Source organism: Ruegeria sp. BJ5, from assembly GCF_056537865.1.
In genome coordinates this window covers 43,989-65,482 of the sequence record NZ_JBQFSH010000004.1, presented here as the reverse complement: position 1 = coordinate 65,482, position 21,494 = coordinate 43,989, and the positions used below count along the sequence as shown (strand labels likewise).

The window sequence follows — 21,494 nt, the reverse complement described above, 5'->3', positions numbered from 1 at the left end:
CCCGCTTTCGCCCAATCAGGCGAATCGCCAGCGGTCAGGGACGCAACCGCGATTTCATGTCGGCCTCTGGGAAACAGGTGGCGCGCTGGCCTGTTTCTTCCTGCCAGCGGCCGATCGACCGGCGGGTTTTGTACCCCGGAAGCCCGTCGGCACCACCCACGTCGTGCCCCATCGCGATCAACGCCTGCTGCATGGTCGCGATATCCGACCGGTTAAGACCGCCCACCTTGCTCCAGCGGCCTTTGAAATCGCCCACGCCATACTGAATGCGATCGCCCACATGGCCCACGAACAGGGCGTAGAGGTCGCTCATGTTATAGTCTTTGAGAACGTAGAAATTGGGCGTTACGACAAAGGCCGGACCGTTCCGGCCAGCTGGCATCATCAGGTAGCCCTCGCCGCGCAGCTCGTGTTCGGGGAAGGGGCGGCCCGAGACGCGTGTGATGCCCATGGCAACCCAGTCGCGGATCGCCCGGCCCTGGTCGGGACCCTCAAGCGCGCAGGACACAGACGCCGGTACAGTCACCTCGAAGCCCCAATCGCGGCCGCTGACCCAACCGTGCCGCGCGAGGTAGTTTCCGATCGACGCAATCGTGTCGTCTGCCGACCCCCAAATGTCGGCCCGGCCGTCTGCATTGCCGTCGGCCGCGTGGTTCAAAAAGCTGGTCGGCATGAATTGCGGCTGGCCCAACGCGCCGGCCCAGCTGCTTTTCATCGCGCGGCCATTCACGTGACCGCCCTGGACGATCTGCAGCGCGGCGATCAGTTCGCCGGTAAAATAATCCGCGCGCGTGCTCATGAAACCTTTGGTGGCCAGCACTTGGATCGCGTCATGCCGGATCGGAACCTGCCCATAGCCGCTTTCTCGGCCCCAGACCGCAAGGATGATCCGGGCGGGAACGCCGGTCTGTTCCTCGACCCGGCGCAGCGTTTCCGCATGACGCTTGGCCATACCCCGACCGCCGGTGGCGGCACCCTGAACCGAATTTGCGTTGAAATACCGGCCGGGGGACCCGAACTCGGCTTGCCCTTGCTTTTTGGGTGCCCGTGTAGGAGAGCCCGGCGGAACAAGATCAGGCAGCTCCCAATTCAGGCGAACCCCGTCGGTTGCGCTGTCAAACGTGCGGCGCGATACACCCTGTGCCCGGGCCAACGGCCACACCTGTTGCTGCAACCAGTTTTGAAACTGCCGCTCGACCACAGCTCGGTCCTGCGCGATCGCTGCGCCGGAAAACGCGATCAGTCCAATCAGAAAAAGCAGTAAACGCATGACACAATGACTGACCCGAGCCACCGGTCAAGTCAACTCGACGGTGACGTGGTTCCTGGCCGCCGGGGAAAAACCTTGTGAAATTTGCTGACTCTGCCGATAGTTGCACCAACCTGAGGTTTGATGAGGGCGATCCGGCGTGAGTGGAAACAGGACTATACCTGCGGTACTGACAGCGCTGATCGTGGTCGTATTGTGGTTGGGCACGGCGCAATCGGCTCTGGCCAGCGACAGTTTCATGGATCCTCAAGGTCCTATTGCGGCGGTCCAAAAAAAACACCTGGTGCGCGCAACCGCGTTGATCCTGATCGCGGTCATTCCGGTTTTGGTTTTGGTCCCCTTGATCGCTCTACGCTATCGGCGCGGCGCGCAAAGCCCGGCTGCCTATCGGCCCAAATGGGATTTCTCGCCCATGCTGGAAACCGCGATGTGGGGTGTGCCGGTGGTGATCGTGGCGCTGCTGTCCTTTTATCTTTGGAAAGCAACCCATCGGCTGGACCCTTACGCGGCCCCGTTCGGCGATGAACCGGCCCTGCGCGTGCAGGTGGTGGGGCTGGATTGGAAATGGCTGTTCATCTACCCCGACCTGGGCATCGCGACGGTGGGTGAGTTCGGGGTACCGACAAAACAACAGGTCGCCCTGACACTGACGACGGACACGGTGATGCAGTCGTTCATGGTTCCAGCCCTGGCCGGGCAGATCTATGCGATGCCGGGAATGACGACCCAATTGCATCTCGTGGCTGATGCCCCCGGACAAATGCAGGGCGAAAACACCCAGTACAACGGGCGCGGCTTCACCAAGCAAAAGTTCCAGACGGTCGCGATGCCGCCGCCGGATTTCGACTCATGGGTCGACCGTGTTCGGCAGAACGGTATCGTTCTGGACCCTTCAACCTACCGGACGTTGGCCATGCGGACGGACCGGGACGAAGTTCAGAACGCGCTTGGCACCGCGCAGATGCCGGACAATGCGCTGTATTTCCGTCTGGATGACGGCGACCTGTTCCACAGCATTCTGGGTCGGTATCACAACGGGCAACCTCTGCCACAGGATCAGCAACCGGGAACCGCTCAATACGGGCAGGAGGACAAGCAATGACATCTGCCGAGTCCGGTTTCTTCGGCCGTCTGAACTGGGATGCCTTCCCCATCGCCGGGCTGATCCAGGATCCCAATACGAATGAAATCGTGGCCAATGCCGCGGCGGGCGTCGTGATCGTCGGTGTGGTCGCGGTTCTGGGGCTGCTCACCTGGTTTCGCCTGTGGGGGCCGCTGTGGCGTGACTGGCTGACCAGCGCGGATCACAAGAAGATCGGCATCATGTATATCGTCTTTGCCATCGTCATGCTGGCGCGCGGCGTTCTGGAAGGCGTCGTGATGCGTGCCCAACAGGCGGCCGGGCCGGGCGAGGGGTTCCTCGAGGCCGAACACTTTGCCGAGCTGTTCAGCACCCACGGCACGATCATGATCTTCTTCGTTGCGGTGCCTTTCGTGTTCGGACTGGCGAATTTCCTTGTCCCGCTGATGATCGGCGCGCGCGACGTGGCCTTTCCGGTGATGAACCAGATCAGCCTCGGTCTGACGGTTTCGGCGGGGATGATGCTGATGGTCAGCCTGGTGGTGGGCGAGTTTTCCACCGGCGGCTGGACGGCCTATCCGCCCTATACCGGCGCGGCCTTCAATCCAGGCGTGGGGCCGGACTATTGGATCTGGGCGATCGTGGTGTCGGGCATTGGCACCACCCTGACGGGGATCAACTTTGCCGTCACGATCTACAAGCTGCGCGCGCCGGGGATGAAATTCATGCGGTTGCCGATGTATTGCTGGACGATCATCTGCAGCTCGATCCTGATCGTGTTCGCCATGCCGCCCCTGGGGGTGGCGGCACTGTTGCTGGCCGCCGACCGGTATCTTGATTTCCATTTCTTCACCAATGACCTGGGCGGCAACATGATGAACTATGCCAACCTGTTCTGGCTGTTCGGCCACCCCGAGGTCTATCTTCTGGTTCTGCCGGCCTATGGCATCTATTCCGAAGTCTTCGCGACTTTCTCGGCCAAGCGGCTCTATGGCTACAACTCGCTGGTGATCGCGACCATGTCGATCGCGGTACTGTCGTTCACCGTCTGGCTGCACCATTTCTTCACCATGGGCCAAAGCGCCCTGATCAATGCGGTGTTCGGCATCGCCACGATGCTGATCGCCATACCCACCGGCGTCAAGGTCTATGACTGGATGGCCACCCTGTATCGCGGCCGCATCCGGTTCTCGGTGCCGATGCTGTACGGGCTGGCCTTTCTGATGTTATTCGTGATCGGGGGGCTCAGCGGGGTGATCCTGGCCAACCCAACCGTTGACTATCAGGTGCACAATACGCTGTTCCTGGTCGCGCATTTCCACAACGTGTTGCTGCCAGGTGTCCTGTTCGGATTGCTTGCGGGCTACAACTACTGGTTTCCCAAGGCGTTCGGCTTCCGCCTGGACGAGGCTTGGGGGCGGATATCGGTCGTGCTGTGGACGGTGGGCTTCATGCTGACCTTCCTGCCGCTGTATTTCGTGGGCCTGATGGGTATGCCGCGCCGCTCCTACAGTTGGGAGGACCCGAGCTTTCACCCCTACATGATCACGGCCGTCATCGGCGCGCTGGTCATTCTGGCGGCCTTGCTGTCGGTCGTCGTGCAGCTGTGGGTCAGCATCCGCAACCGCGAACAGAGCCGCGTATCGGTTGGCGACCCTTGGGACGCCCGCACGCTGGAATGGTCGATCCCGGCCCCGCCGCCGCCTTACAATTTCGCGATCATCCCGCATGTCACGGACCGCGACGATTTTGCCGCCGCGAAAGAGCGTGGCGAGGCCTACCCGCACCCCGACCGGTACGAGGACATCACTATGCCACGCAACACCGGTATCGGTTTCGTGCTCTGCGTGCTCAGCGGTGCGTGGATGTTTGCGCTGGTCTGGTGGATCTGGTGGCTGGCGGCGCTGATGACCGTGATGATGATCCTGTCATTCATCCTGTGGACCTTTCAGACCGATACCGAAGAAGTGGTTTCAGCTGAAGACGTGCGCAGGCAGCACGAGGCCTGGCTGGACTTGGTTCGCAACGCGACCCCTGTGAACCGGGATCACGAAGGTGCGCCAGAAAACACCGGGCTTGCCCGACCGGATCTGGAGGCAGCGACATGAAGCCTGCACCAACCCACAGTTACCCAGGTCTGAACCTTGGGCGGCGTCATGCCAGCGCCCACAAGGCGACCGAAGTGGTGACCTTCGGTTTCTGGGTCTTTCTGATGAGCGACCTGGTCTATTTCGGGCTGATGTTCGGCGTCTACATCACCATGATCGACGCGCAGGCCGGTGGTCCTGGCCCGCACGACTTGTTCGATCTCTACAGCATCTTTGCCCAGACCCTGATCCTGCTGACCAGCAGCCTGACTGTTGGACTTGCCATGCTGGCGCTGAAATACAACCTGCCGCGCGGTCGGATCGTCCTGTGGTTCGGGGTTACGCTGCTGCTTGGGCTGAGTTTTCTGGTCCTCGAAATCCGCGATTTCATGTCGATGGCGGAAAAGGGTGGCATCCCGCAGCGCAGCGGTTTCCTGTCCGCCTTCTACGGGTTGGTGCCTCTGCACGGGCTGCATGTGGCGGCGGGCTGTGTGTGGCTGGTCGTTCTGGGCATTCAACTGCGGGTCATGGGGATGACCGACCTCGTGATTTCGCGCGTGGTGCGGCTGGCACTGTTCTGGCACTTCCTTGATCTGATCTGGATCGGCATCATCACCATCGTGTATTTCGGAGGGCTGACCTATGGATAAACGGTCCGAGATGCACAGGCGCGAGCGGCGCCGGTATGTGATCGGCTATGGCGGCTCGCTGTTGCTGACACTCACCGTGTTTGCGATCGCCTACTGGTTCGGCATCGAGACCAAGGGTGTCTACCTTGCAATTGGGCTGTTGGGTTTGGCGCAGCTAATCGTTCAACTGGTCTATTTCCTGCATATCGACCGTCGCCGCAGCAGCCGCGAAGATCTGGATTTGGTCCTGTTCTCGACGCTGGTTCTGCTGATCATCATTCTTGGAACGGTCTGGATCCTGGGCAATCTGGCCATGCGGATGCACATGCCGGGCATGTAGCGTCCGGCTAGCCCATCACCCACAGTCCCAGCCACAGGGCCAGCCAGCACAGTCCGAGGCTGAGCAGCATGTTTCCACCCGCAAGGACAATCGTCCGCTCGCGCTGCAGTTCAAGAGACTGGTAGGCAAAGCTGGAGAATGTCGTGAACCCTCCGCAAAAGCCGAAAACCAGGCGCTTTTCTTCTTCGGCCATCTCCACGGGCCCGCCCAGGTACCCGATCCAAAGCCCCAACAACAGGCTGCCCAATACGTTCACGACCAGTGTTGAAACCGGCAGGTCGTGGGTGATGGCCCGCGCGACCCAGTGGCGAAGGACTGCTCCCAGTCCGCCGCCCAGCCCAAACACCGCATGCAGATACAGATCGGTCATTCGGCCCGCCCTCCTGAGTGGCGGCGGCGTCCAATTGCCTCGCCCAGAATGGCCGCGCCCAAACCGCAGATGACTTCGGCCGCCAACGGCAAGATGACCGACCAGCCGTCGGTTTCGGCGATCCGTTCCAGTTCGGCGGCAAAGGACGAAAACGTCGACAATCCGCCGCAGAAACCAACGGCCCCGAGGTGCAGAACATGGGCATGCACCCGGCCCCGTATGGCGTAGAGCCATCCCAGAATGAAACAGGCCACGACATTGATGCCGAAGGTCGATGTCAGCAACGGCATCCCCGGGATTTCCAGCGCAAACAGTTCGCGCAGGATCGACCCAGCCGCCCCGCCGACAAAGACGGCGGCGTACATCATGGGCTTCCCCGAAACTGCCGCCTGAGTTTTGGCCAAGGACGCTTCTCCGCCTGTGGGGTTTGGATTTGGATAGCGGCTGTGCCGCCCGGGTTCAACCGCCGCAACTAAGCCACCGCAAATCCGCCCGATGCTTGGGGTGGCCGTACAAAGGCTTGCAATCAAAGGGCAACCTGCCCACGATCTATCGGGACAGGCCCGATGGGGTCGGAACCAGAGGGCAGGTCATGACGTCGAATTCCGTATGCAAGGTATTGCTGGATATTCTCTCGGATGCCGGAGGGCGCCAGATCTTTGGCGTGACGGGCGATGCGCTCAACCCCCTGCTCGAAGCCATGCGCGGGGATGGCCGGTTCGAATGGATTGGAGTCAGGCACGAGGAAAACGCAGCCTATGCAGCCTATGCCCAGGCGCATCTGACCGGCGGGATCGGGATTTGTGCCGGAACTGTCGGTCCCGGAGCGCTTCACCTGATCAATGGGCTGTACAATGCCCGGCGCGAGGGTGCAGGGGTCGTGGCGATCACAGGTCAGGTCGCCCATCGGGAACGCGGGACCGGGTACCACCAGGAAGTCAATCTTGAGAAAGTGTTCGAGGATGTCTGCGGCTATCAGGCCGTAATCAATTCGCCGGACCAGATGCCGCGACTGGCTCAGATCGCCGTGCAACGCGCCTTGATCAACCGCGAGGTCGTGCGGATCGAACTGCCCATCGACGTATCCGAACAGCAGGTGCCCAGCTTGCACCAACTGCACCCGATCCTGAAAACGCCATCAACGCTGATTCCGCCCGAATCCGAAATCGACCGTGCGGCCGAGATCATCAACGCGGACAAGAAAGTCGCCCTTTTCGCCGGCGTGGGATGTCGAGAAGCCAGGGAGAAGGTTCTGGCTCTGTCCCAGCGGCTAAATGCGCCGATCACGCATTCCCTCAAGGGCAAGGACATCTTTGACTATGATGATCCCAACGTGGTCGGGATGACTGGGTTGATCGGCAATCCCGGCGGGTATCATGCAGTGCGCGACTGCGATGTTCTGGTGATGCTGGGAACGGACTTCCCATACGAGTGGTTCCTGCCGGAAAAAGCAAAAATCATCCAGATCGATCGCAACGTAGAACATCTGGGACGCCGCGCGCCCATCGCATCGGGATTGCTGGGGGATGTGGGCGCGACGCTGGATCTGCTTTTGCCTAAGTTGGCAGCGAAGGATGACAGGTCGTTTGCCGATCACCAGGTCAAGCTGTGTACGAAATGGCTTGCGCAGCAAGACCGCGACTCCAGCCTCGAGCGCGACACCGAGCCACTCCACCCGCAGCTGTTCGCGCGGCAGGTCTCCGACCAGGCTGCCGATGACGCGATATTTGCAATGGACATCGGCGAATGCACGGTCTGGGTGGCGCGTCATACCCGGATGAAAGGCGGACGGCGCATGGTGGGGTCGTTCAACCATTCGTCACTGGGGTCCGGGTTGCCTTCGGCGTTGGGAGCCGCCGCACTGGATCCGCAGCGCGAGGTTTGGGCCTTTTGCGGGGACGGCGGCTTTGGCATGTCCATGCAGGATTTCGTGACTGCCGGGCGCTACGAGTGGCCCATCAAGGTGCTGGTCTTCAACAACCAGACGCTCGGCTTCGTGAAGATGGAGATGGAGGTGGCGGGCTATCCGCTGAATCCCGCTGCTACTGACCTGGTGAACCCGGACTTTGCGGAATACGCGAGGGTGTGCGGTGGGGATGGTGTCCGTGTGGAACATGCGGCTGACATCCCCGAGGCCGTCGCGCGGGCCAAAGCCAGCCGAAAGCCATTCATCATCGAAGCCATGGTCACGCCCGGCGAGTTGGTCATGCCTCCGCATATCGATACCAAGATGGCCTGGGGCTTCGGCATGTCGAAACTGAAAGAAGGCATCCTGCTGGCCAAGGGTGAACACGCGCAGTGGGACAACTGGGTCAAGGAACTCAAGGCCGACCTCTGACCGATTGGCCCAAGGGAGAGCAAGATGATCGTACGTCGAATCTATTATGTCGTGACCTATGTGGTTCTGCCTTTGACCGTGGTCTGGGGTTTGTACTGGCCGCCGGCATTCTGGCTGCTGATTTTGCTGGTCCCTTACGCGTTGGTCGGGCTGTACGACATGCTGACCACCAAACACAACGTGCTGAACAACTATCCGGTTCTGGGCCATTTCCGGTATATGCTGGAGTTCGTCAGCCCGGAAATCCGCCAGTATTTCGTGGAAACCAACGAAAGCGGGCGGCCCTTCAACAGGATCATTCGCGCGCTGGTGTATTCACGAGCAAAGGGACAGGTCGACACTCAGGCCTTCGGCACCCAGTACGATATCACCGAAGTCGGGTATCACCGGGCCAACCACTCGCTTGCGCCCAAGGATGTTCCGGAAAGCGAAGAGCGTGTGATGCTTGGCGGTCCTCAGTGTGAAAAGCCCTATCTCGCATCGCGGCTGAACGTCTCAGCGATGAGCTTCGGAGCACTCAGCGCCAACGCAATCCGAGCCCTGAACGGTGGGGCCAAGGATGGTGGTTTTGCACACAACACGGGCGAGGGCGGGCTGTCGCCGCACCATCTTGCCGAAGGCGGCGATATCATCTGGCAGATTGGCACCGGATACTTCGGTTGTCGAACGGCGGAGGGCGGCTTTGACAAGGACAAGTTCGCCCAGAATGCCCAGAAGGATGTCGTGAAGGCGATTGAGATCAAGCTGTCCCAAGGCGCGAAACCGTCCCATGGAGGTGTTCTGCCAGCGGCCAAGGTCGACGAAGAAATCGCGCTTATTCGCGGCGTACCGGTGCATCAAGATGTGATTTCGCCGCCAATTCACTCGGCCTTTGACGGGCCAACGGGATTGATGCATTTCGTGCAGCACCTGCGCGAAATGTCCGGGGGCAAACCCGTCGGTTTCAAGCTGTGCATCGGCAACCGGTCCGAGTTCATGGGGATCTGCAAGGCCATGCTGGAAACGGGCATTCTGCCCGATTTCATCACCGTTGACGGGGCCGAGGGAGGGACCGGCGCTGCGCCTGTGGAATTTACCAACCGTTTGGGCGTACCGTTGAACGAAGGGCTGATCTTCGTGAACAACTGCCTGCGCGGAGTAGGCTTGCGGGACAAGATCCGGGTGATCTGTTCAGGCAAAGTGGCAACCGGCTATGACATGATCGAGAAATTCGCGCTTGGGGCCGACATGTGCAATGCGGCGCGGGCGATGATGTTCGCCGTGGGCTGTATTCAGGCCCTGCAATGCAATACGAACCGCTGCCCGTCGGGCGTGGCAACACAGGATCCCATTCGTGGCCGCGCGGTCAACGTGCCGCAGAAACGCAAACGGGTTCACCGCTTTCATGACGCCACCCTGGAAAGCTTTCGCGAAATACTGGGTGCCATGGGGAAAGAGCGCGTATCTGACCTTGGCCCATCCGATATCTACCGCCGAATTGCCAACGAGCGCGAGTGCTCATATGCGGAACTTTACACCTTAATCGAGCCAGGTGCCTTGTTGAAAGATACAGTGCCGCAGGAATTTGCGGCGGATTGGCAGAAGGCGTCGGCCAGCCATTTCTAGTTTTTTCTCGAATGGTCCAAGGATCCGCTCCTGTCCTGCGTCTGAATAGTCAGAATGAGCAAACTGACCTCGGATGAAGAATTAGCCCATGGGGCCGCCAACGGGGACGCGGAAGCGTTCGCGACGCTGCTTGGACGGCATTATGACCGCGTGTTCCGGCTGGCCTTTCGGCTGACCGGCAGCGCCGAGGTCGCCGAAGATCTGACGCAGGACATATGTGCAGCCTTGCCCGCAAAAATTGTCGGGTTTCGAGCGAATGCAAAGTTCACGACCTGGCTGTATCGGGTCGTCTGCAACGCGGCACACGATGCGCGGCGTCGAACGGCCAGCCGAAACCGGGCAGCAATCGGCTGGGGCGATGTGGAAAAGATGCGGCGCGCTGAAGCCGTCGAGGCGGCCGAGGCCCTGTCATGGCTGCAAAGGGCCATGCAGAGCTTGCCCGAAGATCTGCGTCAGACACTGGCGCTGACGCTGGATGAAGAAATGACCCATGCACAGGCCGCCGACGTGCTGGGCGTGTCCGAGGGCACGGTCTCATGGCGCCTGTCCGAAGCCCGAAAGCGCCTGCGCGCGATCAAACAAGAGGAGCTTGCCCAATGAGTGATGAGCTCGATGATCTGAAAACACTGATGGATGCCGCAACGCCTGCAGCGGATGAAAAGCGGCGGGCCGTCAATCTGGAACTGGCCAGAAAAAACTTTGCTGATCTCCAAGGATCCCGACCCGGTACGCGTCCCAATGTCAAGCGAGGCCCGTTGGCCCGCGTGACAGAAGGAACCAAAGCCATGTTGAATGCAATTTCGACCCGCGGCGCGCTGGCCGCCACAACAGCCATCGCTGCCGTGACGCTGATCATGATCGTGCCGCAGACACGGGACGGTGTGCTGTCCCCGAGTTTCGATACCGAGACCCGGGTAATCGGCCAGCCGCAGGCGGTTCGGCCATCCGGACAATCAGACGCTGAAACGGCTGAGATGGTTCTTGAGGAACCCGTTGTCGAAGCGCCGATAGTTGTGGAAGAAGCGCGGGAACCTCTAGCAAAACGCAGCCTTCTCTCGCAAGGCCACCTCGCTGACAGCACAGTGGCCCCTTCGGTTTCGAGTGACGCTTTTCGTCCGCCAGCGCGACCCGAGCAGTCGTCCGAAGAATTTGCAAACGCCGAAACCAACTCACTCAAGGTCACTGCGGAAGAACCGGTTTCGACGTTTTCGATTGATGTCGACACCGCATCTTACGCCATCGTCAGGTCCTCGCTTCTGGCTGGTCACTTGCCCCCGCGTGACGCGGTGCGGATTGAAGAAATGGTAAACTACTTTCCCTACACCTATCCGGCGCCGGACGGCGCGGTGCCGTTTCAGCCAAGCATCACGGTCATGCCCAGCCCATGGAATCCCGGTACTCGGCTGGTCCATATCGGCATTCAGGGAACGCTTCCGGTGATCGAAGAGCGCCCGGCGCTCAATCTTGTCTTTCTCATCGACACCTCAGGTTCGATGCAGGACGCCAACAAGTTGCCCTTGTTGAAACAGTCCCTGCGCCTGATGTTGCCCGAGTTGCGACCCGAGGATCAGGTATCGATCGTGACCTATGCAGGCAGTGCGGGCCAGGTTCTGGAGCCGACATCCGCAGCCGACCAGGCCAAGATCCTACGGGCGCTCGAACAATTGGACGCGGGCGGATCCACAGCGGGACAAGCCGGGCTTCAGCAAGCCTATCAGGTGGCTGAAAACATGGCCGCCGAGGGCGAGGTGACGCGGGTCATTCTGGCCACGGACGGGGATTTCAACGTCGGTCTGTCCGATCCTGAAGCTCTGAAGGAGTTTATCTCTGACAAGCGCGACAGCGGAACATATCTGAGCGTTTTGGGTTTCGGGCGCGGTAACCTTGATGACGCTACGATGCAGGCCCTGGCCCAGAACGGAAACGGACAGGCGGCTTACATCGACACGCTGAGCGAGGCCCGAAAAGTGCTGGTTGACCAACTGACCGGTGCGCTGTTTCCGATTGCCAACGACGTCAAGATTCAGGTCGAATTCAACCCTGCCCAAATCGCCGAGTACCGCCTGATCGGGTACGAAACTCGCGCTTTGCGCCGCGAGGACTTTTCGAATGACACTGTTGATGCGGGCGACATAGGTGCAGGCCACAGCGTGACCGCGATCTACGAAGTCACGCCGGTCGGCTCCAACGCAATTCGCAATGCACCGCTACGGTATGGAAACACCGCCCCTGCTTCGGGCAGTAATGAAATCGGCTATTTTAAGCTGCGGTACAAAACACCCGGCGACACGCGCAGCCAGTTGATCGAGCAACCGATCTTGGACGGGCAGGGCCGCCAGACGGATGACGTGAGGTTTTCGGTCGCGATTGCAGGTTTCGGCCAGCTGTTGCGCGGCGGCACTTACCTGTCCGACTGGAGCTATGATGATGCAATTGCGATGGGCAACACGGCCCGTGGGACCGATCCTTTCGGGTACCGGGCCGAAGCCGTGGCCCTGATGCGTTTGGCGCAATCCCTGTCAAAATAAAGGGCGGGCAATCCGCGTCAGTTCAACGACGGGCGCGGATTGTTGGCGGCGTGCGAATGGATCTTCCGCACGCTCCACTCAACCGCGTCGCGCATGGTTTTGCCCAAGGCGGTGTCAAAAGCGGCAACAAGATCCGGCGTTTCGTCGCTGGTCGAGACAACGGCTTCCTGAAACGAGCTTGAAGCGATGATCTTGTCTTCGAACTCGTCGATGATCTTGATGTTCATTCGCACTTCGATCTTTACGGTTTTCGAGTTTTCGGTTTCTCCGACGACAATCCCCTGGAACTCGCGCAGGTCCGGAACGATGACGTAGTCGGCGCGCAGGCCGACCGTCGAACGGCCCACGGCGGCGACGCGACCGCTGTTTTCAAAGCTTTCGACCATCAACGCCTGAACGATCAAAGGTGCTCGGTCCACCCAACGCGCGCGCGGCAGATACTGGACCTGCAGGGGCGTTGGCTGCACGGCAATCTGGTCGGTATTGACCGCAGCGGTTGCAGTGGGTTCCTGGATGACGATCTGTTTCTGCACCCGGGGCAAAGACTGCGAGAACGTACTCTTGGGGGTCAGCAGATACAGGTCGTTCGGTTTCGAGGCCTGTTTCAACGTGCCCAGACCGGCACATCCGCCCAGCGTCGTGATAGCAAGGGTCAGAAGAAGGGACCTGATCATTGACGGAACTCCGATGCTTGGGTGCCCAGAAGGAAACGCGCGGGGTCGCGCTCGACCTTGTCGACAAGACGGTCCAGACTGATGACAAGGCGTTGGGATTCTTCCACGAAACGAACGAATTGTGGCAGTCCGACCCGCAGGAAGTCCGAAACCTGCCGGCGGTTTTGTTGAACGATGCCGTCGATGGTTCCCAACAGGTCCGATGCCGATTGCGACGCGCTCAGAACGTCCGCTGAAATCTGGTCGATCTTGTCGGTCACGTTCGTTACCGTTTCGGCCACTTTGGTGGCGGCGTTTCGGATGTCGGCAACAACCTGTGCAACGTCTTCGTCCATCACGCGATTGGCCGAGTCGAACGCGCGTTCTGCGGATGCCAGAGTTCCTTTCGCCGTATCCATGGCCGAGGTCACCGAGTCGAGCGTTTGGTTGGCGTTGGCAAACGTGTTGTTTACGGTTGCCATGGTGACCGCGGCTTCATCCGACAACCCGATCAGGCGGTCCGCGAGTTGCGACCCGCGCTCGATGAAGGGGCGAACGTCGTCTTCGATGACCTTGTTGGCCGTGGCCAGCGTCTGGTTCGCGCTGTCCAGTGCGGTTTTGGCCGATTCCGAGGCCGTTTTGATGCTGTTCAGCGTATCAGTTCCGGTGGTCAGCGTGGTTTCTGCAGTATCGGCCAACTGATCCAGGCGTTTGGTGAAGGCCCCGATGTCCTTTGCCGCGCCGCCCAGATCGCTGGACAGGGATTCAAAATCGTTCAGGGTCTTGTCCAGCCGGCCCGAGGCCGAAGCCAGGTTGTCGAGGATGTCCGACACGGCCTTGCGATTGTTGTCATCCACCACCGCGTTCAGGTTTTCCAGCAAGGTCACCGCCTCGTCCAGGACCTTGGGTGCGCCTTCGAACAGGGATTGGATGGCGCTGCGCTTGCTTTTGATGACACTGTTCTGCGGCAGCCGTTCGGCATCGGGCGACCCGCCCGACAGCTCGACATAGCTGACGCCGGTCACCCCCAGCGACTGCAACTGCGCGATCGTGTCCGTGGTCACCGGAATGTCTGCATCAACCTCAAGCCGGACCCTTACTTTGGATGGGTCATCGTCATCCAGGTCCAGCGAAATGACCTGTCCCACGGGCAGGCCGTTATAGCTGACGCCACCGGCGGCTGACAGGCCCGACACGTTGTCGAACAGCACGTCATAGTACGCGTATTGGCGCGTGACTTCGAACTTGGCCAGCCACAGGAAGAAGCCGAACGCGCTCAGGATGCCCGCCAGTGTAAACGCGCCGATCAGGATATAGTTCGCCCGGGTTTCCATCGCCTTTACCTGTCCTGCCCCTTCTGTTGCGCCGCGCGGGCCCGGGGGCCTGTGAAGTACTCCTGCACCCAAGGGTGGTCGACCTTGGTCATGTCTTCAATCGGACCTTCCACCAGCACGCGCTTTTCTGCAAGAACCGCAACGCGGTCGCAGATGGCGTACAGGCTGTCCAGGTCATGTGTTACCATGAAAACGGTCAATCCCAAGGCCTGTTGCAATTCTCCGATCAATTCGTCGTAGGCCGCGGCACCGATGGGATCCAGTCCGGCGGTGGGCTCGTCCAGAAACACGATCTCGGGGTCCAATGCCAACGCTCGGGCCAGCGCGGCCCGCTTGCGCATCCCGCCTGACAGCTCTGACGGGAACTTGCCACAACTCAGCTGCGGCAAGCCGACCAGACCGATTTTCAGGCTGCCGAGCGCCCGCATCAAGCTCTCGCTCAGGCCGGTGTGTTCGCGCAACGGGGCCATGACGTTCTGAAGCACAGTCAGCGAGGAAAACAGTGCCCCGTCCTGAAAGGCCACGCCCCAGCGTTTCTCGATGCGGCGTCGGTCGGCCTCTGGGCCGTTCAGCACGTCGACGCCCAAAACTTCGATACTACCCGCAGCGGGTTTGTTCAGCCCGACAATGGTGCGCAGAAGGACGGACTTGCCGGTTCCGGACCCGCCGACAATGCCCAGCACTTCGCCGCGCCAGACATCCAGGTTCAGGTCGTCATGCACCACCTGTGGACCGAACTGGTTGCGCAGATTGCGCACACGGATCACCGCTTCGCGCTGCGCGTCCAGCTTGGCGGTCGATGTCTGAGCGGATCCATCCATGTCAGACACCGATCTCGGAGAAGAAAATGGAGAACAGCGCGTCAATGGCAATGACCATGAAGATCGACTGAACAACTGACGCTGTGGTGCGCTGGCCGACGCTTTGGGCGGAGCCCTTGACCTGCATTGCCTGCCAACAGGCGATTACCCCGATGACCATGGCAAAGAACGGCGCCTTGATCAGCCCAACCGCCAGATGCCAGACGCTGGTGTTTTCCTTCAGGCGCGTAATGAACATTCCGGGGCTTACGCCCAGGTCGATCCAGCTCATCAGGGCACCGCCAAAAAGGCCGGCGATATCGGCCACGAAGCCCAGGATCGGCAGCATGATCAGCAGTGCAAGAACCCGTGGAATGACGAGCACCTCGATCGGGTCTAGGCCCAGCGTGCGCATGGCGTCGATTTCTTCCTGCACTTTCATAGAACCGATCGAGGCCGTGAAGGCCGAACCGGACCGACCAGCCACGATGATCGCGGTCAGCAGGATGCCCAACTCGCGCAATACCGAGATCGAGATCAGCTCAACCACGAAAATTTCCGCGCCGAATTGTTTCAACTGGGTGGCCCCTTGAAAAGCCAGAACCACGCCGATCAGAAACCCCATCAGCGCCACGATGGGCAGGGCCTTGAACCCGGTTTCCTCCATCTGCGACACGACCGCGGCGCGGCGCAGGCGCCACGGCATGATCATCGTGCGGCCCAGCCGGTGCAGGGTCAGGCCCAGAAAGCCGAGGATCGACATGGTGTCGCGCCCGGCGCCCACTGTTGATTGGCCCAGGCTCTCAAGCCATGGCATGAAACCTTTTGGCGGGGCCTCGGCGGGAATGTCCTTGGGAATGTTCTCCGAGACGGTTTCCAGCAGCGCGGAATGTGCCGGTTTCAACCCGTCGAAAGCCACGGTCGCTCCCATGGCCGAGCACCGGTTCTTCAGGTCCGCGATCAGCCACGCGCCGCCGGTGTCCAGCGCATCGATTTCGGACATGTCGACCGTCACATGCGCCGCATCCGGGCGGGTGGCGCGAAAGGCGTCTTCCACGCCACTCAACGACTGTGTCAGCATTTCGCCAGACACAATCACGCGGGCTTTGCCGCCTTCCTGTTCGACTGCGATCGAGGGCTTCGTCATGCCGGTATCAGACGGGAAACTGTTCCGACCCGCAATGGCTTTGTTCAACCGGGCGGCGATTTGGGTGCGGGGGTTACCGGTTTGCACGGCCCGGGTCGCCCAAGAGGCGAGAATTGGCGCAAAACCGGTTGCTTGCCTGAGGGAACCCCGACACAGTCCGCACCGTCGAACACCAGTTTTCCAATGGGAATCACGGCATGAGCCAAGCAGGAAACGTTCTTTTCATCATCATCGACCAATTGCGGGCCGATTGTCTGCGCGGTGCTCTGGCTGATCATGTCAACCTGCCCAATCTGCGCGCCTTCATGGACGAGGCCGTTTCGTTCGACCGGCATTTTTCCGTTACCAATCCCTGCGGGCCGTCCCGCGCCTCGATCCTGACCGGGCAATATGCGATGAACCATCGTTCGGTCCGCAATGGAACGCCGCTGCGCCATGACACGCCAAACATCGCCACCGAGATGCGAAAAGCCGGCTATCTGCCGATGCTGTTCGGCTATACGGACACCTCGGCCGATCCACGGGTTCATCATCCGAATGATCCCGCGGTGAAGACTTACGAAAACCCGATGCACGGGTTTCACGAAGTGCTCGAAATGCGACTTGAGGAGTCCTTTCTTTGGCGTTCCTACTTGATGCGCCGGGGATACGAGTTCGAAGACTACTGGGATCTCTACAAGCCGGTTTCGCCGGATGGGTCGGCCCCAAAACTGAACGACCCGGCCCTCTACAAGGCCGAGGACAGCGACACCGCATTTCTGACCAACAGGTTTCTGGACGGAATTGCCGCCTATCGGAACTCGGGATGGTTCGCGCATTTGACGTATATCCGTCCGCATCCGCCACTGGTGGCCCCCGCGCCCTACAACCGGATGTACGATCCCGACGCGTTGCCTTTGCCAAACCGTCTACCCAGCCCCGAGGACGAAAAGGCCGTGCACCCGTTCTTTGGACCCGCTCTGGACTCGAATACACCAAAAGACTGCGTGCAAGGTTTTTCCGAAGTTGGGCCGACGGATGAGAACACGCAGACCTTGCGGGCCGTCTATCTTGGATTGGCAACCGAGGTTGACCATCATATCGGCCGGGTCATCCGCTTTCTCAAGGACAGCGGCCAGTACGATGACACGCTGGTGGTGATCACTGCGGATCATGGCGAGATGCTGGGCGATCATTATTCGTGGGGCAAAATGTCGGTGTATGACGCGGCTTACCACACGCCGCTGATCATTCGCATGCCTGGCAACGCTCGGATGGCCGGCCAACGCGTCGAGGTGCCGACCGAGTCAATTGATGTCGCACCCACGATCTTGGACTGGGTTGGGCAAGAGCTCCCGAACTCGATGGATGGTCGATCCTTGCTGCCGCTGCTGCGTGGTGCCGTGCCACAGGACTGGCGCCGGTATTCCTTCAGTGAGCTGGACTTTGCCGATCCGCTGACGCCCACTCAGTTTCAGCGTGATCTTGGAACGGGTCACAGCAACTCGTGTCTGGGCATCCTGCGCAACGAGCGCTTTACCTTGGTCGAGTTCGCAGCTGACCTGCCGCCGTTGTTGTTCGACCACCACGGTCGGGGCGAGGCAGAGAATGTCGCCGCAAACCCTGATTACGCAGCTGATTTGGCGCGGCTTGGTCGTGAAATGCTGCGCCACCGTATGCGAAACATGGATCATTCCCTGTCCCTGCATTCCGTGACATCGCAGGGGCCGGAATCAGTGCGCAGGTTCGATTGATCCAGGCGGTTGCCGACGATTTTCCAAACCTGTGCCGCCGCTGGCGGACACAGTTCTGCGCGGCTCGGACGCCAAACAAATTCAGATAATTCAATGGACAAACGGTCCCCGTGGGGTATCGTGACCTTGGAAATTCCTGCGCTGATCGCAATCGTCCGAGCCTCCGGACAGCTGACGTTCAGGGTGGACTGAGCGACGTAACAAACCCGAAAGGCGCAGTATGGTCGATTGGCTGGTGAATATCCTGCAAACCTATCCGGAACTGGCTGTCTTTCTCGCCATCGGCATCGGGTTTTTGGTCGGACCAATCAAGGTCATGGGGTTCAGTCTGGGTTCGGTCACGGGCACCCTGTTGGCGGCCGTCGTGATCGGGCAGGCACAGATCAGTATCGATTCAGCGGTGAAGTCCACCTTCTTCATCCTGTTCATCTTCGCAGTTGGCTACGGCGTTGGGCCACAGTTCATTCGCGGCCTCAAGGTTGACGGCGCGCGCGAGGTGCTTTTTGCGCTGAGCGTTCTCGCCCTGTGTCTGGTCGTGCCGGTCGTGTCGGCCAAGATCGCCGGGCTCGAGCTTGGCTACGCCGCGGGCCTGTATGCCGGCTCGCAAACGATTTCTGCGGCGATCGGAGTGGCGACCGACCAGATCAACCAGTTGGGTTTGTCGGCCGAGCAGGCCAAAACCTATTCCAACCAGATCCCGGTCGCCTATGCGGTGACATATATCTACGGCACGATCGGGTCGGCGATCATTCTGGCCAAGATCGGCCCGCGCCTGATCGGTGTTGACCTGGTGGCCGCCTGCAAGGAATACGAGGCCAAACTGAGTGGCGGCGAGGATGTCGAGACCGGTGGCGGCATCGTTTCAGCCTATCGCGCGATCGAGGCGCGCGCCTTTGAGATCCCCGAAAGCAGCGAATTGCTCGGCCAGCCGGTCAAGGATCTGTTGCCGGGCGTCCGCGTCTATGCCGAACGCCTCAGCCGAGGTAGCAAGATCGTCGAGGTTGACGCGGACACGGTGCTGCAAGCGGGTGATGTCGTGATGTTCTCAGGCCGGCGCGGTGATCTTGTCGGAGCGCTCGAGCCCAGCCTCAAGGAAGCCGATGCGCCCGAACTGCTGAGCATCCCATCGGAAAAACTGGACGTTTTGATCACAAGCAAGGACGTGCATGGCAAGACATTGGATGAGCTCAGCAAGATGCCTCAGGCACGTGGCGTGTATGTGTCGAAGCTGACGCGCAACATGATTGATCTGCCGCTGCTGCCGGGCACGGTTCTGCATCGCGGTGACATTCTGACCATTCTGGGCAGCAAGCGCCATGTCGAGGCGGCCATTGCCGAAATCGGGTACGCCGACCGGCCCGTCGACACGACCGATCTGGCCTTTGTGGGCTGGGGCATTTTCATCGGGGGTGTCATCGGCACGCTTGCAATTACTATGGGCGGGTTTCCGATCAGCCTGTCGACCACTGGTGGCGCGTTGCTGGCCGGGCTGCTGCTGGGGTGGTTGCGCACCGTTCACCCGACCTTCGGTCGCATTCCCGCACCGTCGCTGTGGTTGATGAATACGCTGGGCCTGAATGTCTTCATCGCGGTCATCGGGATATCGGCCGGGCCCGGTTTCGTGGCCGGTTTGCAGCAGGCGGGTGTCGCGCTGTTATTATGGGGCATTGTGGCCACGTCTTTGCCGATGATTTTCTCGGTTTATGTCGGGCATTACGTATTCAAATTCCACCCTGCCATCCTGTTTGGCGCCTGCGCGGGCGCCCGCACAACGACGGCTGCGCTCGGCATGATCCAGGAGGCCGCGCAAAGCCGGATTCCGGCCCTGGGCTACGGCATGCCCTACGCGATCGGAAACACCCTGCTGACGATATTCGGGATGGTCGTCGTTTTGATCCTCAGTTGATTTGAAAAGGTCTTGAGTCATGGACAGATTGAAGCTGCACGATTACGAAGCCCTCAGCCCCTTTCAGATCAAGGACGAGCTGATCAAGCTGGCCTCGGTCGAGGCGCGTAAATCCAACAGCGCCTTTTTGAATGCCGGCCGGGGCAATCCCAATTGGGTCGCCACCCGCCCGCGTGAAGCGTTCTTTGCGCTTGGCCAGTTTGCCGTGACCGAGTCGCGCCGCGTCATGAATCATCCGGCGGGTCTGGGGGGGATGCCGGCAATGGCAGGTTGCCATGACCGTCTGTTGGAGTGGGGCAAGGCCAATTCCGAGATGCCGGGCGCCGACACGCTTTTGGATGTAGTCGACCACGCCATCCGGGCCTTTGGTTTCGACGCCGACGAATTCGTGCACGAGCTGACGGACTCGATCATCGGCGACAACTACCCTGTTCCCGACCGTATTCTGAAACACAACGCCGCCATCGCCCACGAATACCTGATGTGGGCCATGTGTGCCGGGCACCGTCCCGATGCGCAGTTCGACCTGTTTGCGGTGGAAGGCGGCACAGCGGCCATGTGCTATATCTTCAAATCGCTCAAGGCCAACCGGCTACTGAACCCGGGCGACACGATTGCCCTGTGCACGCCGATCTTCACGCCCTATCTCGAGATGCCCGAACTTGAGGATTACAGCCTCGCGTCCGTTCACGTTGAAACGGACGAGGAAGATGGGTTCCAACTGACCGATGCTGCAGTCGAAAAGCTGAAGGACCCCAAGGTCAAGGCCTTCTTTCTGGTCAATCCGGGCAACCCGTCGTCGGTGGCCCTCAGCGATGCTTCTCTGCGCAAACTCGCGGATCTGGTCGAGAACCACAGGCCGGACCTGATTGTCCTGACCGATGATGTGTACGGCACTTTCGTACATGATTTCACCTCGGTCATGGGCTACATGCCCCGCAACACTATCGGCGTTTATTCCTATTCAAAATATTTCGGCTGCACCGGTTGGCGGCTCGGCGTGATCGCCGTCGCCCAGGATAATATCTTCGACGAAAAGCTCGCCGCGCACCGGGCCGAGATCAAGCAGAAGCTCGACAAGCGTTACGGCACGCTCAGCCTGCACCCCAGCGAGATCAAATTCGTCGACCGGCTGGTGGCCGACAGCCGGGATGTGGCCCTGAACCACACCGCCGGATTATCCCTGCCGCAGCAAGTCATGATGACGTTGTTCTCGCTCTGCGAGTTGGTCGACACAAAGAAAGCCTATCAGGCCGCCTGTATCGAACTGGTGCATAGACGGTTCCACCTGCTGACCGAAGCCTTGGGGATCGAGGTCCAGCCGGGTGATCACTATGATGCCTACTACGGCATCATCGACTTCGAATTCTGGCTACGAAAATACGTCGGCGAAGAGGTCGTGGACTGGATCAAGAAGAACGTCCACCCGTTGGACATCGCGTTCAAACTGGCCGAGGACTATGGGATCGTGCTGCTGAACGGCAGCGGTTTCGATGCGCCGAACTGGTCCGCGCGAGTATCTTTCGCCAATTTGCCGGATGAGGCATACACCCAGATCGGTCGCGCTGTCCGTTCGGTCGCGCGCGGTTATGTGCAGGCCTATCGGGCGGCGAACAACAAGCCACTTCACGGTTGAATCGCCGTTAGCGGTCACGGTCATTTTCTGCGCATGT

The 21,494-nt window shown here is 60.2% G+C and carries 18 protein-coding genes; 11 read left to right on the top strand and 7 right to left on the bottom strand.

The annotated features are described in order from the left end of the window. Positions 1-34 precede the first annotated feature (34 nt). Positions 35-1,270 carry a lytic murein transglycosylase gene (locus tag ACR0NY_RS13990; protein WP_170369385.1) on the bottom strand — a complete coding sequence of 412 codons (1,236 nt, stop codon included), beginning with the start codon at positions 1,268-1,270 and terminating at the stop codon, positions 35-37. Positions 1,271-1,409: 139 nt separating this feature from the next. On the opposite strand from ACR0NY_RS13990, the gene ACR0NY_RS13985 reads away from it, so the two are divergent. From ACR0NY_RS13985 to ACR0NY_RS13970, 4 genes are read left to right on the top strand one after another with little or no spacing between them, the layout of a single operon-like run. Then, positions 1,410-2,372: a cytochrome ubiquinol oxidase subunit II gene (locus ACR0NY_RS13985; protein WP_367646362.1), complete on the top strand. Its 963-nt coding sequence runs from the start codon at positions 1,410-1,412 to the stop codon at positions 2,370-2,372. After that, the gene (locus tag ACR0NY_RS13980) at positions 2,369-4,459 is read left to right on the top strand and encodes a cbb3-type cytochrome c oxidase subunit I (RefSeq protein WP_170369384.1); all 2,091 of its coding nucleotides are present in this window, start codon (positions 2,369-2,371) and stop codon (positions 4,457-4,459) included. Before ACR0NY_RS13985 ends, ACR0NY_RS13980 begins: the two co-directional genes overlap by 4 nt. Next, positions 4,456-5,088: a cytochrome c oxidase subunit 3 gene (locus ACR0NY_RS13975; protein WP_170341891.1), complete on the top strand. Its 633-nt coding sequence runs from the start codon at positions 4,456-4,458 to the stop codon at positions 5,086-5,088. Before ACR0NY_RS13980 ends, ACR0NY_RS13975 begins: the two co-directional genes overlap by 4 nt. Continuing rightward, positions 5,081-5,407: a cytochrome o ubiquinol oxidase subunit IV gene (locus ACR0NY_RS13970; RefSeq protein WP_244952445.1), complete on the top strand. Its 327-nt coding sequence runs from the start codon at positions 5,081-5,083 to the stop codon at positions 5,405-5,407. Before ACR0NY_RS13975 ends, ACR0NY_RS13970 begins: the two co-directional genes overlap by 8 nt. 7 nt (positions 5,408-5,414) lie before the next feature. On the opposite strand, the gene ACR0NY_RS13965 is transcribed toward ACR0NY_RS13970, so the two are convergent. Further along, the gene (locus tag ACR0NY_RS13965; protein ID WP_170341893.1) at positions 5,415-5,777 is read right to left on the bottom strand and encodes a fluoride efflux transporter FluC; all 363 of its coding nucleotides are present in this window, start codon (positions 5,775-5,777) and stop codon (positions 5,415-5,417) included. Then, a complete protein-coding gene (locus tag ACR0NY_RS13960) occupies positions 5,774-6,145 on the bottom strand; it encodes a fluoride efflux transporter FluC (protein WP_254429382.1) in 372 nt (123 codons plus the stop codon). Before ACR0NY_RS13960 ends, ACR0NY_RS13965 begins: the two co-directional genes overlap by 4 nt. 224 nt (positions 6,146-6,369) lie before the next feature. Between ACR0NY_RS13960 and ACR0NY_RS13955 the strand changes: the two genes are divergently transcribed. Genes ACR0NY_RS13955 through ACR0NY_RS13940 form a run of 4 tightly spaced genes read left to right on the top strand, consistent with a single transcriptional unit; the run spans position 6,370 to position 12,248 of the window. Beyond that, complete coding sequence (locus tag ACR0NY_RS13955) at positions 6,370-8,115, top strand: thiamine pyrophosphate-dependent enzyme (protein WP_170341895.1); 1,746 nt, start codon at positions 6,370-6,372, stop codon at positions 8,113-8,115. Between the two features lie 24 nt (positions 8,116-8,139). After that, on the top strand, positions 8,140-9,720 hold the full coding sequence (locus ACR0NY_RS13950; protein ID WP_170341897.1) for an FMN-binding glutamate synthase family protein: 1,581 nt from the start codon (positions 8,140-8,142) through the stop codon (positions 9,718-9,720). A 54-nt stretch (positions 9,721-9,774) separates the two neighbouring features. Continuing rightward, positions 9,775-10,320 carry an RNA polymerase sigma factor gene (locus tag ACR0NY_RS13945; RefSeq protein ID WP_170341899.1) on the top strand — a complete coding sequence of 182 codons (546 nt, stop codon included), beginning with the start codon at positions 9,775-9,777 and terminating at the stop codon, positions 10,318-10,320. Then, positions 10,317-12,248 (top strand): vWA domain-containing protein, encoded by a 1,932-nt coding sequence (locus ACR0NY_RS13940; RefSeq protein ID WP_170341901.1) that lies wholly within the window; start codon positions 10,317-10,319, stop codon positions 12,246-12,248. The genes ACR0NY_RS13945 and ACR0NY_RS13940 overlap by 4 nt, the downstream gene beginning before the upstream one ends. 17 nt (positions 12,249-12,265) lie before the next feature. Here the strand turns inward: ACR0NY_RS13940 and ACR0NY_RS13935 are convergent, their stop codons facing one another. Genes ACR0NY_RS13935 through ACR0NY_RS13920 form a run of 4 tightly spaced genes read right to left on the bottom strand, consistent with a single transcriptional unit; the run spans position 12,266 to position 16,182 of the window. Beyond that, on the bottom strand, positions 12,266-12,922 hold the full coding sequence (locus tag ACR0NY_RS13935; protein WP_170341903.1) for an ABC-type transport auxiliary lipoprotein family protein: 657 nt from the start codon (positions 12,920-12,922) through the stop codon (positions 12,266-12,268). Then, positions 12,919-14,235 carry an MlaD family protein gene (locus ACR0NY_RS13930; RefSeq protein ID WP_170369383.1) on the bottom strand — a complete coding sequence of 439 codons (1,317 nt, stop codon included), beginning with the start codon at positions 14,233-14,235 and terminating at the stop codon, positions 12,919-12,921. Before ACR0NY_RS13930 ends, ACR0NY_RS13935 begins: the two co-directional genes overlap by 4 nt. Positions 14,236-14,240: 5 nt before the next feature. Beyond that, positions 14,241-15,056, bottom strand: coding sequence for an ABC transporter ATP-binding protein (locus ACR0NY_RS13925; protein WP_170341907.1), 816 nt, complete (start codon positions 15,054-15,056; stop codon positions 14,241-14,243). Between the two features lies 1 nt (position 15,057). Next, the gene (locus tag ACR0NY_RS13920) at positions 15,058-16,182 is read right to left on the bottom strand and encodes an ABC transporter permease (RefSeq protein WP_170369382.1); all 1,125 of its coding nucleotides are present in this window, start codon (positions 16,180-16,182) and stop codon (positions 15,058-15,060) included. Positions 16,183-16,379: 197 nt separating this feature from the next. Between ACR0NY_RS13920 and ACR0NY_RS13915 the strand changes: the two genes are divergently transcribed. The 3 genes from ACR0NY_RS13915 to ACR0NY_RS13905 all read left to right on the top strand — a co-directional run bounded on the left by ACR0NY_RS13915 (position 16,380) and on the right by ACR0NY_RS13905 (position 21,457). Further along, positions 16,380-17,915, top strand: coding sequence for a sulfatase-like hydrolase/transferase (locus ACR0NY_RS13915; protein ID WP_170369381.1), 1,536 nt, complete (start codon positions 16,380-16,382; stop codon positions 17,913-17,915). A 220-nt stretch (positions 17,916-18,135) separates the two neighbouring features. Continuing rightward, positions 18,136-19,821 carry an aspartate-alanine antiporter gene (gene aspT / locus ACR0NY_RS13910; RefSeq protein WP_170369379.1) on the top strand — a complete coding sequence of 562 codons (1,686 nt, stop codon included), beginning with the start codon at positions 18,136-18,138 and terminating at the stop codon, positions 19,819-19,821. A 19-nt stretch (positions 19,822-19,840) separates the two neighbouring features. Beyond that, positions 19,841-21,457 (top strand): bifunctional aspartate transaminase/aspartate 4-decarboxylase, encoded by a 1,617-nt coding sequence (locus tag ACR0NY_RS13905; protein WP_170341914.1) that lies wholly within the window; start codon positions 19,841-19,843, stop codon positions 21,455-21,457. The last annotated feature ends 37 nt before the right edge of the window (positions 21,458-21,494 follow it).